General features: G+C 72.1%; 15 protein-coding genes. 3 read left to right on the forward strand and 12 right to left on the reverse strand.

Annotated features, from left to right (window positions below):
• Positions 1-6 precede the first annotated feature (6 nt).
• From tsaD to tsaE, 4 genes are read right to left on the reverse strand one after another with little or no spacing between them, the layout of a single operon-like run.
• Positions 7-1,050 carry a tRNA (adenosine(37)-N6)-threonylcarbamoyltransferase complex transferase subunit TsaD gene (gene tsaD, locus AC5YDA_RS11775; protein ID WP_496189942.1) on the reverse strand — a complete coding sequence of 348 codons (1,044 nt, stop codon included), beginning with the start codon at positions 1,048-1,050 and terminating at the stop codon, positions 7-9.
• On the reverse strand, positions 1,047-1,493 hold the full coding sequence (locus AC5YDA_RS11780; RefSeq protein ID WP_496189941.1) for a GNAT family N-acetyltransferase: 447 nt from the start codon (positions 1,491-1,493) through the stop codon (positions 1,047-1,049). Before AC5YDA_RS11780 ends, tsaD begins: the two co-directional genes overlap by 4 nt.
• Positions 1,490-2,134, reverse strand: coding sequence for a tRNA (adenosine(37)-N6)-threonylcarbamoyltransferase complex dimerization subunit type 1 TsaB (gene tsaB / locus AC5YDA_RS11785; RefSeq protein ID WP_496189940.1), 645 nt, complete (start codon positions 2,132-2,134; stop codon positions 1,490-1,492). Before tsaB ends, AC5YDA_RS11780 begins: the two co-directional genes overlap by 4 nt.
• Positions 2,131-3,114, reverse strand: coding sequence for a tRNA (adenosine(37)-N6)-threonylcarbamoyltransferase complex ATPase subunit type 1 TsaE (gene tsaE / locus AC5YDA_RS11790; RefSeq protein ID WP_496189939.1), 984 nt, complete (start codon positions 3,112-3,114; stop codon positions 2,131-2,133). Before tsaE ends, tsaB begins: the two co-directional genes overlap by 4 nt.
• A 155-nt stretch (positions 3,115-3,269) precedes the next feature.
• Between tsaE and AC5YDA_RS11795 the strand changes: the two genes are divergently transcribed.
• Positions 3,270-4,445 carry a glycosyltransferase family 4 protein gene (locus AC5YDA_RS11795; RefSeq protein WP_496189938.1) on the forward strand — a complete coding sequence of 392 codons (1,176 nt, stop codon included), beginning with the start codon at positions 3,270-3,272 and terminating at the stop codon, positions 4,443-4,445.
• Here AC5YDA_RS11795 and AC5YDA_RS11800 read toward each other — a convergent pair whose 3' ends face one another.
• Positions 4,446-4,793: a holo-ACP synthase gene (locus AC5YDA_RS11800; RefSeq protein WP_496189937.1), complete on the reverse strand. Its 348-nt coding sequence runs from the start codon at positions 4,791-4,793 to the stop codon at positions 4,446-4,448.
• Between the two features lie 4 nt (positions 4,794-4,797).
• A complete protein-coding gene (glmS, locus tag AC5YDA_RS11805) occupies positions 4,798-6,642 on the reverse strand; it encodes a glutamine--fructose-6-phosphate transaminase (isomerizing) (RefSeq protein WP_496189936.1) in 1,845 nt (614 codons plus the stop codon).
• On the opposite strand from glmS, the gene coaA reads away from it, so the two are divergent.
• Complete coding sequence (coaA, locus tag AC5YDA_RS11810; protein WP_496189935.1) at positions 6,641-7,633, forward strand: type I pantothenate kinase; 993 nt, start codon at positions 6,641-6,643, stop codon at positions 7,631-7,633. The genes glmS and coaA overlap by 2 nt on opposite strands.
• A 1-nt stretch (position 7,634) precedes the next feature.
• On the opposite strand, the gene AC5YDA_RS11815 is transcribed toward coaA, so the two are convergent.
• The 6 genes from AC5YDA_RS11815 to rplM all read right to left on the reverse strand — a co-directional run bounded on the left by AC5YDA_RS11815 (position 7,635) and on the right by rplM (position 15,164).
• Positions 7,635-8,981 (reverse strand): alpha/beta hydrolase, encoded by a 1,347-nt coding sequence (locus AC5YDA_RS11815; protein WP_496189934.1) that lies wholly within the window; start codon positions 8,979-8,981, stop codon positions 7,635-7,637.
• Positions 8,974-11,481 carry a bifunctional lysylphosphatidylglycerol flippase/synthetase MprF gene (locus tag AC5YDA_RS11820; protein ID WP_496189933.1) on the reverse strand — a complete coding sequence of 836 codons (2,508 nt, stop codon included), beginning with the start codon at positions 11,479-11,481 and terminating at the stop codon, positions 8,974-8,976. The genes AC5YDA_RS11815 and AC5YDA_RS11820 overlap by 8 nt, the downstream gene beginning before the upstream one ends.
• A 162-nt stretch (positions 11,482-11,643) precedes the next feature.
• Positions 11,644-12,624, reverse strand: a complete 981-nt coding sequence (locus tag AC5YDA_RS11825; RefSeq protein ID WP_496189932.1) for a hypothetical protein — start codon at positions 12,622-12,624, stop codon at positions 11,644-11,646.
• Between the two features lie 202 nt (positions 12,625-12,826).
• On the reverse strand, positions 12,827-14,179 hold the full coding sequence (gene glmM / locus AC5YDA_RS11830; RefSeq protein ID WP_496189931.1) for a phosphoglucosamine mutase: 1,353 nt from the start codon (positions 14,177-14,179) through the stop codon (positions 12,827-12,829).
• 5 nt (positions 14,180-14,184) lie between these two features.
• Complete coding sequence (rpsI, locus tag AC5YDA_RS11835; protein WP_496189930.1) at positions 14,185-14,706, reverse strand: 30S ribosomal protein S9; 522 nt, start codon at positions 14,704-14,706, stop codon at positions 14,185-14,187.
• A 14-nt stretch (positions 14,707-14,720) separates the two neighbouring features.
• Positions 14,721-15,164: a 50S ribosomal protein L13 gene (gene rplM / locus AC5YDA_RS11840; protein ID WP_496189929.1), complete on the reverse strand. Its 444-nt coding sequence runs from the start codon at positions 15,162-15,164 to the stop codon at positions 14,721-14,723.
• Between the two features lie 219 nt (positions 15,165-15,383).
• Between rplM and AC5YDA_RS11845 the strand changes: the two genes are divergently transcribed.
• A complete protein-coding gene (locus tag AC5YDA_RS11845) occupies positions 15,384-17,483 on the forward strand; it encodes an elongation factor G-like protein EF-G2 (RefSeq protein ID WP_496189928.1) in 2,100 nt (699 codons plus the stop codon).
• Positions 17,484-17,553 lie beyond the last annotated feature (70 nt).

Raw genomic sequence — 17,553 nt, forward strand, 5'->3', positions numbered from 1 at the left:
CGGGGCTCAGACCAGCACGGTCGAGATGGGCAGCCCGGAGTCGGCACCGATGGACAGCGACGAGGGCCGGTGGCCACGGCGGACCACCTCCGCGCCGAGGGCGGCCATCATCGCACCGTTGTCGGTGCACAGGCCGGGACGCGGACGCCGCACGGTCACCCCGCGCTCCTGCGCCCGTTCGGCCAGCAACCCGCGCAGGCGCGAGTTCGCGGCGACGCCGCCCCCGAGCACGATCGTGTCCAGGCCGAAGTGGTCGCACATGTCCATCGCCTTGGCGGTGAGGACGTCCGCGACCGCCTCCTGGAACGAGGCCGCCACGTCGGCGTCCGCGAACGGACGCCCCGCGCGCCGCTCGGTCTCCACCCAGCGGGACACGGCGGTCTTGAGGCCGGAGAAGGAGAAGTCGAAGCGGTGCTTCTCGAGGTCGTGCCGGGCCGTCAGCCCGCGCGGGAACGCGATCGCCCTCGGGTCGCCGTCCGCCGCGACCCGATCGATCACCGGACCGCCGGGGTAGCCCATCCCCAGCAGGCGCGCGACCTTGTCGTAGGCCTCGCCCGCGGCATCGTCGATGGTCGACCCGACCTCGGTGATCGAGCTGGTGATGTCGTCGACCACCAGCAGCGACGTGTGGCCCCCGGAGACGAGCAGCGCACCGAAGCGCTCGGGCAGCGGCCCGTGGTCGAGCATGTCGACGGCCACGTGACCGACGAGGTGGTTCAGGCCGTACAGCGGCTTGTCGAGCGCGACCGCGAGCGCCTTGGCCGCGGACAGGCCGACGACCAGCGCCCCCATGAGGCCGGGGCCCGCGGTCACGCAGACACCGTCCACCTCGGACAGGTCGATGTCGGCCGCCGCCATGGCCCGGCGCAGCGTCGGGACCATGGCCTGCAGGTGGGCGCGGGAGGCCACCTCGGGCACCACGCCGCCGAAGCGGACGTGCTGCTCCACCGAGCTCGCGACCTCGTTGGCCAGCAGTTCGTGGCCGCGGACGATCGCGACGCCGGTCTCGTCGCAGCTCGACTCGATGCCGATCACCAGGGGTTCGCTCATGACTCACTCTCCAGGGGCAGCTCCAGGACCAGCGCGTCCAGCCCGGGGCCGTAGTAGTTCGCGCGGCGCGCCAGCACCGCGAAGCCCAACGACTCGTACAGGGTCACCGCCGGCGCGTTGCCGGCCTCGACCTCGAGCAGCACCCGCCCGGCCCCGACCTGTTCGGCCCACTCGAACCCGGCGGCGAGCAGGCGGCGGGCGATGCCGTTGCGGCGGTGTTCGGGGGAGACGACGACCCGGTTCAGGTCGGCGACGTCCTCGACGCAGTTGAAGGTGGCCACGCCCTGCAGCCGCCCCCAGCGGTCCTTGGCGACGAGGGTGAGGGCCCGGTCGGAGCCCAGCTCGTCGGCCCACGACCGTTCGCTCCACCGCGCCTCGGTGAACTGCTCCTCCAGCGCCACGATCTGCGCCAGATCGCCCTGCGCGGCCGAGGTGATCGTCACTTGGTCCGCCGCAGGGCCAGTCTCGGCTGGGGCAGGGCCGACTTCACCCTGGTCGGCACCTCGGCGTCCGGACGCCGCAGGTACAGCGGCTCCAGCCCGGCGTCGGGCAAGTCGCCGGCGGCGAGCCAGCCGGCGTCCAGGTCGACGGGCCCGACGACCTCACCGACCAGGTGCGCGCCCGGCCCGGCCAGCGGCAGGGGGGGCAGCGTGTCCGGCGCGGAGACCGCAGGGCCGGACAGACGGTGACCGCCCCCGTCGTAGCGGGCCCAGAACACTTCCTTGCGGCGGGCGTCGGAGACGACGAGGAACTCCTCGGGCGCCCCCGCTGACGCCCAGGCCGCGGCCACGGCGTCCAGCGAGCAGGCGCCGGAGACGGGGACCTCCAGCGCCTCACCGAGGGTCAGCGCGGTGACGACGCCGACGCGCAGGCCGGTGAAGGGCCCGGGACCGACCCCGGCGACGATGCGCTGGACGTCGGCGAGCGTGATGCCCGCCTCGGCGACCACACGCTGGACGAGCGGCATCAGCTCCTCGGCATGCGCGCGGGTGTCGTCCACGCGGGCCGACGCCACGATCCGGCCTGACACGGCCACCCCGGCGGCGACGACGGTCGAGGTGTCCACGGCGAGCGTGGTGATCATGCGGTCTCCCTTGCTCCAGAGGCGGCCTTCGCGAGCCGGGTCCGGCTCCAACGAGGCCCGATGGGGGTGAGGAACACCCAGCGGGTGTCGTCCTCGGGGTCCATGCCCCGGCGGATGTCGACCTCCAGGCGGTTCGGGGCCAGCCCCTCGGCGATGCCGGAGCCCCACTCGACGAGCGTCACGGCGGTGTCCAGCGACTCCTCGAGGTCGATGTCCTCCAGTTCGGCGAACGAGCCGAGGCGGTAGGCGTCCACGTGCACCAGCGCCGGGCCGTCCCCCAGCGAGCGGTGGACACGCGAGAGCACGAAAGTCGGCGAGATGACGGGCCCCGCGACCCCGAGCCCCGCACCGATGCCCTGGGCGAGGGTGGTCTTGCCGGCGCCGAGGTCACCGGAGGCGATGATGAGGTCACCGGCGCGCAGGACGGGGGCCAGCCGCTCCCCCAACGCCCGCATGGCGTCGGCGTCCGGCACCTCGACCGCGACCGGGAGCGGCCGCGTCATGACGACGCAGTTGCCCTCCTCGTCGTCGGGCACGAAACCCAGCTTGGCCCACCACGCCTGGATCTGCGGGAACTCCTTGCGCGCCAGCAGGTGCACGTGCTCCTCACCCGTGGCCGCGAGGTGCTCCAGCACGACCTGGACGAGGAAGGCGGCGACGCCCTGCTGGCGGTGGTCGGGCAGGACCCCGACCCGCCCCAGGCGCATCGCCCCGTGCTGTCGGGCCGCCATCACCAGGCCCACCGGGGTCCCGTCGAGGAAGGCGAGGTAACCCGTCCCGTGGGAGATGCGGGCGCGGACCGAGGCGACGTCATCGGTGAGCGCCTCGGGTGCCTCCCCCACCACGGGACGCGCGCGGAAGGCGGCGTGCATGAGGTCGAGGGCCACCTCGGCGTCCGCCACCTCGGCCAGGCGCACGGTCAACGCGCGTCCGTCGGGCAGGACGGCCGTGGCGAGCTCGAGGGCAGCGTCGTCGGACATGAGAACCTTCGTGGTGAGAGCGCGGGTGGAAAAACCCGACCCATGTTACCCCAGAGGCCCCCGCGAGCGCAGGCGGTCCTGCCGGTCACCGAGCGTTCACCGACACGTCATGCAATGTCGCGCATCCGTGCACGTTGGCACGGTGTTCTACAGGTGTGCGAGTGGCGATCATCACCGAATCGTTCCTGCCCGAGGTCAACGGCGTGGTCAACTCAGTGCTCAAGGTGCTGGACCACCTGATCGACCACGGGCACGACGTGCTGCTGCTGGCCCCCGAGGCCCCGGGGGCCCCCACCTCCTACCGCGGCGCCCCCGTCATGCAGATGGCCTCGGTGGCGTTCCCCGGCTTCATGCAGGTGCGCGTGTGCACCACTCCCCAGATCTCGCTGGAGTGGACGCTGGCCGACTTCAAGCCGGACGTCGTCCACCTGGCCTCGCCGATCAACGTCGGGTACCGCGCCGCACTGGCCGCTCGCGAACTCGGCATCCCCAGTGTGGCCGTGTTCCAGACCGACGTCCCCCAGTACGCCCGCCGGTACGGCATCCCGGCGCTCGAGGCCTACCTGTGGCAGCGCGTCCGTTGGACCCACCAGGCCGCCACCCTGAACCTCGTGCCGAGCTCGGTCAGCCGGGCCCAACTCGATTCCCTCGGGGTCTCCGACCTGCGGATCTGGGGCCGCGGCGTCGACGCGACCCTGTTCCACCCCGCCAAGCGGTCGGACGCGCTGCGCGCCACCTGGGCGCCGGACGGCCAGCGGATCGTGGGTTACCTGGGACGCCTCGCCCCCGAGAAGCAGGTCGAGGACCTGCACGTGCTCGCCGGGCTCCCGGGCACCCGCGTCGTCATCGTCGGCGACGGCCCCTCGCGCGAGCCCCTGCAGCAGCGCCTGCCCGACGCCGTGTTCACCGGCACCCTCAAGGGTGAGGAACTCGCCCGCGCGGTGGCCGGCTTCGACGTCTTCGTGACCCCCGGCGAGCTGGAGACCTTCGGGCAGACCATCCAGGAGGCCATGGCGTCCGGGGTGCCGGTGGTGGCGCCGGCGGCCGGTGGCCCCCTCGACCTCGTCGACCCCTCCCGTACGGGCTGGTTGTACGAGCCGGGCGACCTGCTGGGCCTGCGCGACCACGTCCGCGACCTGGTCGGGGACGACGGCAAGCGCACCGCGATGGGCCGGGCCGCACGCGAGGCGACGGCACCGCGCACGTGGACGGGCATCTGCACCCAGCTGGTGGGCCACTACGAGGAGGCGATCGCCCTCAAGCGCGAGCAGCTCCACACGGCCCGCCAACTGGACCACACGCGGCGGACCGGACGCAGACTGCGCGTGTAGTCAGCCCTCGCAGACCACCATCGCGACGGCCACGCCGGCGTCGTGGCTGATCGACACGTGCAGGCGCGAGATCCCGAGTTCCTCGACGCGCTCGGCGACGCTCCCGGCGACGACCAGCGAAGGGCGTCCGGTCTCGTCCGAGAGCACCTCACAGTCGTCCCAGCGCAGGCCGCCCGGCGCGCCCAGCGCCTTGGCGAGGGCCTCCTTGGCGGCGAAGCGCCCCGCCATCGTCTGGTCGGAGCCCTTCTGCTCGGCGAGGGTGAACACGCGGTCGGTGAAGCCCGGCCGTGCGCACGCGTCCGCGATGCGCTGGACCGAGCAGACGTCGACACCGATCCCGATGATCACCGCGTCACTCGACGGTGACGGACTTGGCCAGGTTGCGCGGCTGGTCCGCGTCGTGGCCGAGCAGGGTCGCGAGCTCGCAGGCGAACAACTGCAGCGGCACGGTGGCCAGCAGGGGCTGGAGGATCGTGGACGCCCGCGGCAGCCTGATCAGCGTGTCCGCGTAGGGCTCGACCTCGTGGTCGCCCTCCTCCACCAGGACGATCGTGCGGGCGCCGCGCGCACGCACTTCCTGGATGTTGGAGATGACCTTGTCGTGCAGCTGGTCGCGGCCCTGCGGCGGCACGATCACGAAGACCGGCAGGTTCTCCTCGACGAGGGCGATCGGGCCGTGCTTCAGCTCGCCCGCCGGGAAGCCCTCGGCGTGCAGGTAGGCGATCTCCTTCAGCTTCAGCGCGCCCTCGAGCGCCACCGGGTAGCCGACGTGGCGACCGAGGAACAGGACCGTCTTGGCGTCCTTGAGCTCCGCGGCCAGGTCGAGGACCTGCTGCTGGGCGTCCAGCACCTGCTGGATCTTGGCCGGCATCGACTCCAACTCGCGCATGATCCCGGCGATCTCGTCGCCGAACTTGGTGCCGCGCACCTGGGCCAGGTAGAGGCCGAGCAGGTAGCAGGCGGCGACCTGGGTCAGGAAGCCCTTGGTGGAGGCCACACCGATCTCGGGGCCGGCGTGGGTGTAGAGCACGGCGTCCGACTCGCGCGGGATCGTGGAGCCGTTGGTGTTGCAGATCGCGATGACCTTCGCGCCCTGCTCGCGGGCGTGGCGGACGGCCATGAGGGTGTCCGCGGTCTCGCCCGACTGGGAGATGGTCACCACGAGCGTGCGGCCGGTGATGATCGGGTCGCGGTAGCGGAACTCGGAGGCGATCTCGACCTCGCAGGGGATGCGCGTCCAGTGCTCGATGGCGTACTTGGCGACCAGGCCGGCGTAGAACGCGGTGCCACAGGCGACCACGACGATCTTGTCGATGGTGCGGAGCTCGGCCTCGCTGATGCGGACCTCGTCGAGGGTCAGGCGGCGGTCGGCGTCGAAGCGGCCCAGCAGCGTGGCGGCCACGGCCTCGGGCTGCTCGTGGATCTCCTTGCGCATGAACCAGTCGAAGCCACCCTTCTCGGCGGCCGACAGGTCCCAGTCGATGTGGTACGGCTTGCCCTGGGTCTCGTTGCCGTCGAAGTCCGTGACCCGGTAGCCGTCGGCGGTGACCTCGACGACCTCGTCCTGCCCCATCTCCACGGCCTCGCGGGTGTGCTCGATGAAGGCGGCGACGTCGGAGGCGACGAACATCTCGTTCTCCCCGACGCCCACGACCAGCGGGCTGTTGCGGCGGGAGGCGACCAGGGTGCCGGGCTCGGCGGTGTCCACCGCGACCAGGGTGAAGGCGCCCTCCAGCCGGCGGGAGACGGCACGCAGCGCGTCCGCCAGACCGTGGCCGGCCTCCACCTCGCGACCGAGCAGCTGGGCGGCGACCTCGCTGTCGGTCTCGGAGGCGAACTCGACGCCGTCGGCGGCCAGTTCGGCCTTCAGGGCGGCGAAGTTCTCGATGATGCCGTTGTGGATCAGCGCGACGCGGCCGTTGGCGGAGATGTGCGGGTGGGCGTTGGCGTCCGACGGGGCGCCGTGGGTCGCCCAGCGGGTGTGGCCGATGCCGATGTTGGCGTCCGGGATGGGCGAGGCCTCGAGCTCGTTCTCGAGGTTGACGAGCTTGCCCGCCTTCTTCGCCGACGCGAGGCCGTCGGACCCCACCAAGGCGATCCCGGCCGAGTCATAACCGCGGTACTCCATGCGCCTCAAAGCGTCCACGAGGACCTTCTGGGCACCCTGGGGCCCGACATAGCCGATAATTCCGCACATGGGATTCAGCGTACCGCCCACCCCGCCACCGTCCGAACCCGCTTCGTCCGGGGTCGACGAGTTCGGGCCCTACATCCTGGCCGACCGGCGGAAGTGGGCGGAGTTGGCCGAACAGATGCCGGTGCACCTCACGGAGGAGACGCTGCAGCGCATCCGGTCCCGGCTGGACACCATCGACCTGGCGCAGGTGCGTGACGTCTACGTCCCCCTGACCGAACTCGTCAACCTGTACGTCGCCCAGACCGGCCTGTTGTACCGCAACACGCACTCCTACCTCGGCCTGTCGGAGGGCAAGACCCCGTTCGTGATCGGTGTGGCCGGCTCGGTGGCCGTGGGCAAGTCGACCACGTCGCGCCTCCTGGTCGAACTGCTCGCCCAACTGCCCGGTCGCCCCCGCGTCGACCTGGTGACCACGGACGGGTTCCTCCTGCCCAACGCCGAGTTGCGGAGCCGCGGGATGATGGAACGCAAGGGCTTCCCCGAGAGCTACGACCGCTCCGCCCTGCTGCGCTTCGTCATGGACGTGAAGTCGGGCGTGCCCCAGGTGCACGCCCCGGTGTACAGCCACCTGGTCTACGACATCGTGCCCGGTGAGTTCATCACCGTGAACCAACCCGACATCCTCATCGTCGAGGGGCTCAACGTCCTCCAGCCGGCCCGCCGGCGCCAGTCCGGATCGTCCTCGCTCGCGGTGAGCGACTTCTTCGACTTCACGGTCTACGTGGACGCCGACGAGGCCGACCTCCGCGCCTGGTACCTGGAGCGCTTCCTGGCCCTGCGGGAGAGCGCCTTCCGCGACCCGCGCTCGTACTTCGCGCGGTTCGCCGAGATGGGCATCCACGAGGCCCGTGCCTACGCCGAGGGGATCTGGGACACCATCAACGGCCCCAACCACCTGCAGAACATCCTGCCCACGCGCGGCCGGGCCACCGCGATCCTGCGCAAGGACAGCTCCCACGACATCGAGTGGATCCGCATCCGCCGGGTGTGAGTCAGGCGGTGATGCCGAGCCTGGAGCCCAACCAGCCCGCCTGGTCGGCCAGGGCCATCGACCACACCGTCCACGCGTGGCCCCCCGGGTAGGTGCGCAACTCGGTCGCCATGCCGGACGCCCGGGCCGCGGCCTGGAGCCGCTCGGCCGCCGCCAGGAAGTCGTGGTCGTCCCGGCCCGCGGAGAAGATCCCGGCCACCCCGTCGTAGCGGCCACGGCCCAGCAGGGTCAGGGGGTCGTTGGCCGCGTAGGCGGCGGCGTCCCCGCCGAAGCCCTGCGCGATCGTCTGGGCCGGGGTGCCGAGGCTGGGGTGCAGTTCCCCGGACAGGGAGAGGAACGTCCGGTAGGGCGCGGGATCCCTGGTGACCACCTGCAGCGCGCACGTGCCGCCGTTGGACAGGCCCGCGATGGCCCAGTGCGCCGGGTCCTCGTCGACCTGGAGGGTGCGGGTGATCCACGCCGGGACGTCCGACTGGAGATAGGTGGCGACCCTGCCCAGCCGGGCGTCACTGCACAGCGGGTTCGCGGTGGTGGCGCCCAGCGGATCGGGGATGACCACCACGGGGGCCAGTCCCCCGTGCCGGGCGGCGTAGTCGTCCATCGTGTCGGTGAGGCGCCCGGCGGTGAGCCAGTCGCGCGGCTCGCCGGGCTGGCCGGCCAGCAGCACCAGCACCGGCAGCTCCGGACGCCCGTCGACCAGGTACGCCGGCGGGAGGTAGACGAGGGCCTTGCGCGGCGTGAAGCGGGGGTCACTGCTGGGGATGTCCGCCGATGCCACCTGGCCGCGGGTGGGCAGCCCGGCCGGTGGCCGCCAGTGCGCCTCCAGCGGGCCCTGCGGACGGGGCGCGGTGCTCAGCGACCCCACCCCGGCGAGGCCCGCCAGCGGGACGACCCGGAGCCTGAGCCCGAACGCAGCCCCCACCGTGCGGTAGGCCGAGAGGTGGGCGTTGGTCGCCAGCGCGGCGGCACCGACCGCCACCGTCACCGCCAGCAGGCCGGCGGCCACTCGTGCGACCACCCACCCGGGGGTGCGTCGCTCGCGGTGCGCCCGCCGCGCCGGAGCCGATCCCCCGGCCACCTGCTGCAGGACGACGAGGGTGAGCACCCCGAGCCAGGCGAAGACGTAGCCGCCCACCCCGTCGGCGACGGGCCGCCACCAGACGTCCACCGCGACCCAGCCGAGGAGGCCGACCGCGAGGGCCCCGGCCACCACGGCCGCCCGACCGCCTGCGGGGAGGTACCGGGTGTGACGCCACCACGAGACCGCCACGACGACCGCGGCCACCGCGTACGCCAGCGGCGCGGCCCACCACCCCAGGAGCGGGAGGGACCCCAGCGCCTCAATCACGGGACACCAGCCTCTGGGCGAACCGCGCGGCGTCCGCAGCGCTCAGGTCGGGCAGGTAGGCCCGGGCGACCGCCAGGCCGACGGCCGGGGCGTCCATGATGTCGGGCACGGCCAGGTGGAGCGGCTCGAACCGGGGCCCGAACTTCTTCTTGAACGCGAGCAGGGACCGGAACCCGTACGCCGGCTCGAGGATGGCGCCCAGCAGGTCCAGCACGGGGTCCAGGCGGGACACCACACCGTCGGGGGCCGGCCCACTGCGCGCCAGGGGCGCTCCGGACAGGGACAGGACCTCCAGGCCCTCGGCCTGGGCGTCGAGGGCCGCCCGCGCGATGAGGAACTCCATGACGGGGCGGAACCCGCCCTCGCGTCGCCACATGACGTCCAGTGTCCGTCCGACCACGAGGCCGGCTCGGTGCACGGGCAGCCAGGAGGTGACCCCGTGGACGGTGCCGTCGGCGTCCACGGCCAGGAGCAACCGCGTCTCGTCGTCCTGGAGTTCCTCGAGCCCACCCAGGGTGAACCCCATCTCGGGCAGGGACCTGCCCGTGGCACGGGCCGCACCGATGGCCCTGATCTGGTCACGTCGACCGGCCGGGGCCGAGGCCCAGGTCGTCCACTCGGCCCGGATGCCGTCCTTGCCCGCCCGGTTCAGCGCGGTTCGGACGTCCTGGAACGCCTTACCGGTGAAGCTGAGGCGGCCCAGGTCCAGCACCGCCTCCTCGGCCACCTGCACGGTCGTCCAGCCCAGGCGTCGCGCGGCGGCCGCCACCGGCTCGTGGACGGAGTACAGCGCCGGCGTCAGGGAGTGCTGGGCGGCGAAGGTGGCGAAGCCGACGACCGCGCTCTCCACGGCGTCGGCCGCGCATGCCGGATCGGTCACGGTGAGGGCCACGCCGTTGCCGGCCCGGTACCCCACCCCGGCCTCGTCCTCCTCGTCCAGCCACACGTCGCGGCCCGGCCAGGTCAGCATCCAGCCGAGCGTGCCCGCGCCACGGGACCGGACCAGGTCGACCAGGGTGGAGGCATCACCGCCGCGGGTGAGGGGGGTGCCGGCCAGGGTGCGGTGGAGCGACGCCGCGCCCACCGCCCACACGAGGATGGGCGACCACTCGGCGATGGTGACGGCCAACGGGGTGGTGGGCTCCAGCGTGGGGGTGAGGAGCGCCAACGCCCCGGACGGGAGCAGACGCACCCCGAAGTCGGCGGCCAGAGCCGCCACGGACGCCTCGGGCACGAACTGCTCATCGACGGTGGCCCCGAAGGCGAGCATGAGGGCGAACGTCGTGGAGAGGGCGAGGGCCACCACCGTGGCCCACCGGCGCAGCGCCTCGGGCCGCGTGGCGACGCGGAACGCGCGGCCGTGGAACAGGACGAACAGCGCCAGGCCGAGCGGGACCAGGACCGGCACCACGAGGCGCGCCGCGGGGACGCCGTGGGCACCCAGGCCGAGGGGGCCGGCGGATTGGGCCGAGGACCGGACGACCCACCACACGGCCGCCATGTGGAGGCCGGCGAGCAGCGCCCCGAGCAGCTGGAGCGAGACCGTCCCGACCGCGGCCACCCGGCGCCCGCGGCGGAGCCCGTCGGCCAGCACCAGTTGCAGGAGCAGCGGCATGATCGCGAGCACCGTCGGGCCCAGCCCCCGCGTGCGCGCGGCGTAGGTGGCCTGCGCGCACTGCCGCACCGTGCCCGGGTCCGCGCACAGGGAGGAGATGGTCTGCGGATCCAGCAGCTGGGGTTCGACCCCGTACCGTGCCGGGGCCAGCGGGCCCACCGGGAACGTCGAGAACGCCGACAGCAGCGTGCCGACCGTCACCGCGACCACCACGAGTGAGACCAGGGCGCGGGCGTCGTGCGGCGTGCCGACGAGCGACCGGTGGGGGGCACCCCGGCGCCAGGCGAGCACCCCCAGCAGCAGCCCGACCAGCGCCGCCGCCAGCCCGACCACGTCGCCGGCACCCCCACCGAACCCCACGATGGTGGCCAGGGACACCAGCACCGATGTGCGGACGCGGCGCCGCCACAGCGGGTCGAGGCGCGCGCTCCCGGCCGCGAGGGCACCGACGACGAAGGCGCCTCCGCTGCCGACGACGGTCGAGGACAGGTGGGAGGCCCACCGTGCGTCCACAGACGCCAGGGCCGGGTACAGGGCTTGCAGCACCAGCACTCCCCCGGCCGCACTCGCGGCACCCGCGACCAGGAAGCGCGCACTGCCCATCGTTCGCTCGCTCCAGACCCCCGCCGTCAGGACGAGGACGAGCGCGCCGAGGAGGATGGGCCACGAACCGGTCCAGGTGAGGGCGGTGACCAAGGTCCAGAGCCTCGTCGGGTCCGAGGGGGAGACTGCCAGCACAGCTCCCACCCCGGGCCAGGCGACGGCGACCAACCGGATGACGACGAGGAGGAGCGCCAGGGTGACACTGAGGGGCGCCCCGGCCAGCCAGGCGTGGACGTCCGACACCCCGCGCGGCATCGTCGGACGGAGCGCGGACGCCGACATTCATGCCCCTTTCTCGTGGTGTCGCAGCACAGAGTAGGCCCCGGGGTCTGTGAGCAGGCAGTGCCGACCGTTCGACCACCCCTCGACCACCCCTCTTCGACCACCCTTCGTCGCGCCGGGGCGCGAGTTGGGGCGGTCGAGGAGTGCCGGTCGGCTCTGGCGTCACCGCCCCGGGCGCTCCGACCGGAGGCGCCGCCTCCCCTCGGCCAAGGCGCGCTCGACCTGACGCATGAACCCCTCCGGATCCACCCGCAACCCCAGCACCGGGATCTCCAGCGCGATGCCGGCCACCCCGGCGATGGCGAGGTCGTTGGCGCGCAGGGCGTCCCGAACCGGCGCCAGCCCGTCCTCGTGGTGCGCCCCCTGGATCTCGACCCGGACACCTTCGGCCTCCCAGTGGACGTCGAGGTACACCGAGCCCTTGGGTCCCGTCCGCAGCACCTGCCGCGAGGGTTCAGGGAGGCCGCGTTCACGGCAGAGCCGGGCGAAGTCCAGCTCTCCCAGTGAGTGGGCACCGTTGCAGAGGTCCTGGACGACCGCGTCCAGGAGCGCCCGCCGGTTGGACCTGCCCACCGTCTGCCAGCGCGCCAGCATCGCCGCCGCGGTGCACAGGCGCTGCTGCACCGTCATCGCCAGGATCGTCGCCGCTTCGGTGTCGGAGACCGCCCACTGTGCCGCCCGGATGGCCGCCACTTCAGGGCGGGTGCGCCGCAGGGCCCCACCGGCCGTCGGGGCACGCTCGCGCAGGCGATGGTGGCGGACGCCCGCGATGGCCCGCACCTTCGCCCGGTTGGGGACGGTGACATCGATGGAGCGCGGCTCCCAGCCCTTGAGACCGGCCGCGACGAGGGCCACGGCACCGTCGAGGACCGCGCCGCTCCCGGACTCCCACAGGGCCCGCCACCAGGCGGCGCGTCCGTCGACGTCGGGTCCCAGCACGCTCACGGTGTGGTGGCCGACCCTGTGCCAGGCGCCGTGCTCGACGTGGGTCTGGACCTGCCCGCGGGTCAGGCCGGCGTCCAGCAGCGCCGCGAGCGTGGTGACGCCGTCATGCGGAGCGGCGAGGTCGGCTCCGATGCGCAGCCGGCGTTGTCGTTCGCGTTGGGCTGCGCGGGCCCGGACAGCGCGGGGTGTCGGTGTCATACGGCGGACGATGGGCGATGGTGCGCGGCGTGGGTCATCGCAAAGGCGTCGTCCACAGGATCGGCGTGGATCTCCACACGTCCGGGGCCCCTCGAACAGCTGTCCGACATCGTTGACCGCCCGAACTCCTGCCCCGGCGCCAACTCGGGAGGTCAAGAAGGGGTGGTCACCTGAGGCCAGGCGACCACCCCCACGCTGACGATCAGAGGGCCAGACGCTCCCGCACGACGGACGCCAGACGCTCGGCCACCTCGGTGGCCCGCTCGGTCGTCTCCGCCTCGACCATGACCCGGACGACCGGCTCGGTGCCCGAAGGACGCAGCAGCACGCGGCCGGCGGAGCCCAGCGCCCGGCCCTCCGCGGTGACCGCCGAGTTGACCTCGGGGTCGATGCCGGCGCGGGCCTTGTTGACGCCCTTGACGTTGATCATGACCTGCGGGAGGCGGGTCATGACCGAACCGAGGTCGGCCAGCGTACGCCCCGACGACACGACCTGGGCGGCCACGTGCAGGGCCGTCAGGACGCCGTCACCGGTGGTCGCGAACTCGCTCATGATCACGTGGCCGGACTGCTCGCCGCCGAGCGTGAACCCGTTGGCGTTCATCGACTCCAGCACGTAGCGGTCGCCCACCTTGGTCTGGTCGACCCGGACACCGTGCGCGGCCATGGCCTGGAAGAAGCCCAGGTTGCTCATGACGGTGGCCACGACCGTGTCGGAGTGCAGGGATCCCGACTCCTTCAACGCGAGCGCCAGGATCGCCAGGATCTGGTCGCCGTCGATGAGGTTGCCCTCGGCGTCCACCGCCAGGCAGCGGTCGGCGTCCCCGTCGAACGCGAAGCCGAGGTCGGCGCCGTGGTGCTTGACGGCCGCCTGGAGTGCGCCCATGTGGGTCGAGCCGGCGTTCTCGTTAATGTTGAGGCCGGTGGGCTCGGCATGGATCGTGGTCACGTCCGCCCCTTGGGCCTCGAACGCGGCCGGACCGGTCATGAACGCCGCGCCGTTGGCGCAGTCGAGCACCACCTTGAGGCCGTGCAGGCTGCCCTCGGTCCCCAGTGAGGAGACCAGGTGGGCGACATAGGCCTCGACGAGTTCGGGACGGTCCGAGACACGGCCCACACGCTCGCCGGTCGGGCGCTCCCACTCCTGGCCCAGACGGGCCTCGATCATGTCCTCCAGGTAGTCATCGAGCTTCACGCCACCACGGGCGAAGAACTTGATGCCGTTGTCGGGCATGGGGTTGTGCGAGGCCGAGAGCATGACGCCGAGGTCGGCGTCCAGGTGGCTGACCAGGAAGGCCGCCCCCGGGGTCGGCACGACGCCGACGCGGATGACGTCGACGCCTGCCGAGGCGAGCCCGGCCACGACGGCGGACTCGAGGAATTCGCCAGAGGCACGGGGGTCACGCGCAACGAGGGCCACCGGACGGTGACCCTCGAAAGCCCCGGACTCGCCGAGGACGTGCGCGGCCGCCACCGAGAGCTCGAGAGCGAGCTCTGCGGTGAGGTCGACATTCGCCTTGCCCCGGACACCATCGGTACCGAAGAGCCTGGGCACGGCGGTCAGCGCTTGCTGTACTGCGGCGCCTTGCGGGCCTTCTTGAGACCGGCCTTCTTGCGCTCCTTGACGCGGGCGTCACGCGAGAGCAGCCCGGCCTTCTTCAGCGCCGGGCGCGAGGCCTCGACGTCGATGGCGTTCAGCGCACGGGCGATGGCCAGACGCAGCGCACCGGCCTGCCCGGTCACGCCGCCGCCGACGATCTTGGCGATGACGTCGTAGGAGCCCTCGACCGCGGCCGTCACGAACGGCTCGTTGATGGTCTGCTGGTGCAGCTTGTTGGGGAAGTACTCCTCCAGCGTGCGGCCGTTGATCTTGAACTGGCCGGTGCCGGGGACGAGGCGGGCGCGGGCGATGGCCTCCTTGCGGCGGCCGGTGGCAGCACCCGGGGCGACGACGGCGGGACGGGAGCCCGGGGTCGCGGACGAGGGAGTGCCCTCGGCGCGGTACGCGATCTCGCGGTCGGCCTCGTCGGTGAACGGGATGATCTCGTCGTCGAGGACGTCTTCAGTGGTGGTGTCGGTCACGTTGGTTCCTTGGCTCACTGGGCGATCTGGGTGATCTCGTACTGCTGCGGCTTCTGCGCGGCGTGGGGATGCTCGGGGCCCGCGTAGACCTTGAGCTTCTTGATGATCTGGCGGCTCAGCTTGTTCTTCGGGAGCATGCCCCAGACCGCGCGCTCGACGGCCTTGCGCGGGTCGGTGGCCAGCAGTTCGCCGTAGGGGACGCCGGTCAGGCCACCCGGGTTGCCGGAGTGGCGCCAGGCCATCTTGGTGGTGGCCTTGTTGCCGGTCAGGGCGATCTTGGAGGCGTTGACGACGATGACGAAGTCGCCACCGTCGACGTGGGGCGCGAAGCTCGGCTTGTGCTTGCCGCGGAGGAGGGTGGCGGCAGTGACGGCCAGACGGCCGAGGACGACGTCGGAGGCGTCGATCACATGCCAGTTCCTGGTGACGTCACCAGGCTTGGGAGTGTACGTGGACACGGCGGGTAACCCATCTGTCATCGGGGAGCTGCAGGGATATCGCTGGACGCCTCCCCGGACACGTCACAGCGCAACAGCGGTCCAGATTACCCCGGCCCCCGGCAGCCGGTCAAAACGCCGCGGGCACCGCGCAAGCCCTCGCCACCGCATCAACGACAGGGTGTAGGACACATTCGTCAAACCCTCGCAAGTCACCCTGACCAGTGGCAAGGTGAACCCATGAGTTCAAAGGTGAACAACGGACAGGTCCAGGTGAACAATCCGGACGATGTACGCAACGTGGTACTGGTCGGCAATGCGGGGTCGGGCAAGACGTCGCTGTTCGAGCAGTTGCTGCGGGCGCGCGTCGCCGGCTACAGGGGCGAGAAGCAGGACGCCGAGCGTCTTTCCCAGCTCTACCTCGCGTCGCTCGTGACGGGTGACGTCTTCGTGAACCTCCTCGACGCCCCCGGCCACCCCGACTTCGTGGGCGAGTTGCGCGCCGGCCTGCGCGCCGCGGACGCCGCGATCTTCGTGGTCAGCGCCGCCGACGGCATCGACGGCGCCGCCCAGGCCCTGTGGGAGGAGTGCGCGGAGGCGGGGCTCCCCCGGGTCATCGCCCTCACCAAGCTGGACGCCGCCCACTCCGACTTCAACACGGTCGTGGCGGAGCTGAAGGCGAAGTTCGGCGACGGCGTCCTGCCGACGCACGTGCCCGTCGGGACGGGCGCGAACATCACCGGGACCGTCGGCGTCCATTCACGCCGCTTCCGTGACTACACCGGGGGCGAGCCCGTTCTCCACGAGGGCGACGAGGCGCACGACGACCTGATCGAGCCCCACCGCGGCCCACTCATCGAGGGCCTCATCGAGGAGGCCGACGACGCGGAACTCATGGACACCTACCTCGAAGGCGACGACCCCGGTCGCGACAAGCTGCTCGACGACCTGATGAAGGCCACCGCGGGCGCGAACCTGTTCCCCGTCGTGCCGGTCGTGCAGTCCAGCGGCCTGGGCACCGAGGAACTGCTGAGCCTCATCGAGCACGGCTTCCCGACCCCGAGCCTCCACCCGAACCCCAGCCCCGTGAAGCTGACCGGCGAGCAGGAGCCGCCCGCCCCGTCGGACCCCGGCGCACCGCTGGTCGCCCAGGTGATCCGCACCACGACCGACCCGTTCGCGGGCCGCCTCTCGATGGTCCGGATCTTCTCCGGCACCCTGCGCACCGACGACGTCGTGCACATCTCCGGGCACCGCTCGTTCTTCGACGAGGTCCAGGACGACGACAAGGAGCGCGACCACGACGACGACGAGAAGGTCGGCATCATCCAACGGGCGGTGGGCACCGAGCTCAAGCCCCAGACGTCCGCCATCGCGGGCGAGATCGTGATGCTGCCGAAGCTGACCACCGCCGAGACGGGGGACACGCTCTCCGCCCCGGACAACGCCGTGGTCGTCCCGAACTGGAAGATGCCCAAGGCCCTGCTCCCGCTGGCCATCCGGGCCGCCACGCGCAACGACGAGGACAAGCTGTCCACCGCCCTGCAGCGCCTGGCCGTCGAGGACGCCACGGTGCGGCTCGCGCGCGGGGCGTCCGACCAGCTCGTGCTGTGGACGACGGGCCAGGCCCACGCCGACCTGCTGCTGAACCGGCTGAAGGAGCGCTACGGCGTCAACGTCGAGCAGGAGGAGGTGAAGATCGCCCTGCGGGAGACCTTCACCGCGAAGGCGACGGCGGTCGGACGCCACGTCAAGCAGTCCGGCGGGCACGGCCAGTACGCCGTGGTGAACATCGACGTCGAGCCGCTGGAGCGCGGCGCCGGCTTCGAGTTCGTCGACAAGGTGGTGGGCGGCGCGGTGCCGCGCAACTTCATCCCCTCCGTGGAGAAGGGCGCCAAGGCCCAACTGGAGAAGGGCGTCATCGCCGGCTTCCCGATGGTGGACGTCCGCGTGACCCTGTTCGACGGCAAGGCCCACTCGGTGGACTCCTCCGACATGGCGTTCCAGATGGCGGCTGCGGCCGCACTGAAGGAGGCCGCGGTGGTCGGCAGGAACGTGGCACTGCTCGAGCCCGTCGACCTCGTCACGGTGACCGTCGGTGAGGAGCACATGGGGTCCGTGATGACCGACATCTCCGGACGCCGCGGGCAGGTGCAGGGCACCGACTCCGACGGCCGGAAGGTCACCATCACCGCGGTCATCCCGCAGTTGGAGATGTCCCGTTACGCGATCGACCTGCGCGGCCTGGCCCAGGGCGGGGGCACGTTCACCCGGACCTTCCGCGGGTACGAGCTGCTGCCGGCCAACCTCGTGGAGAAGTACACCAAGAAGAAGGACTGACCGCCACGCCACGCGAGCCCGCTCCCCACAGGGGGCGGGCTCGTGCGTCCCGCCACGCAGTTCCGGGTGG

It is taken from the genome of Propioniciclava sp. LT294, assembly GCF_059516005.1.

Bases quoted from the DNA above. Each gene is read 5' to 3' on its own strand.
- coaA (WP_496189935.1), top strand. From the start codon at position 6,641: ATGGGATTCAGCGTACCGCCCACCCCGCCACCGTCCGAACCCGCTTCG.
- AC5YDA_RS11845 (WP_496189928.1), top strand. From the start codon at position 15,384: ATGAGTTCAAAGGTGAACAACGGACAGGTCCAGGTGAACAATCCGGAC.
- AC5YDA_RS11820 (WP_496189933.1), bottom strand. From the start codon at position 11,481: ATGTCGGCGTCCGCGCTCCGTCCGACGATGCCGCGCGGGGTGTCGGAC.
- tsaE (WP_496189939.1), bottom strand. From the start codon at position 3,114: ATGTCCGACGACGCTGCCCTCGAGCTCGCCACGGCCGTCCTGCCCGAC.
- AC5YDA_RS11825 (WP_496189932.1), bottom strand. From the start codon at position 12,624: ATGACACCGACACCCCGCGCTGTCCGGGCCCGCGCAGCCCAACGCGAA.
- glmS (WP_496189936.1), bottom strand. From the start codon at position 6,642: ATGTGCGGAATTATCGGCTATGTCGGGCCCCAGGGTGCCCAGAAGGTC.
- tsaB (WP_496189940.1), bottom strand. From the start codon at position 2,134: ATGATCACCACGCTCGCCGTGGACACCTCGACCGTCGTCGCCGCCGGG.
- tsaD (WP_496189942.1), bottom strand. From the start codon at position 1,050: ATGAGCGAACCCCTGGTGATCGGCATCGAGTCGAGCTGCGACGAGACC.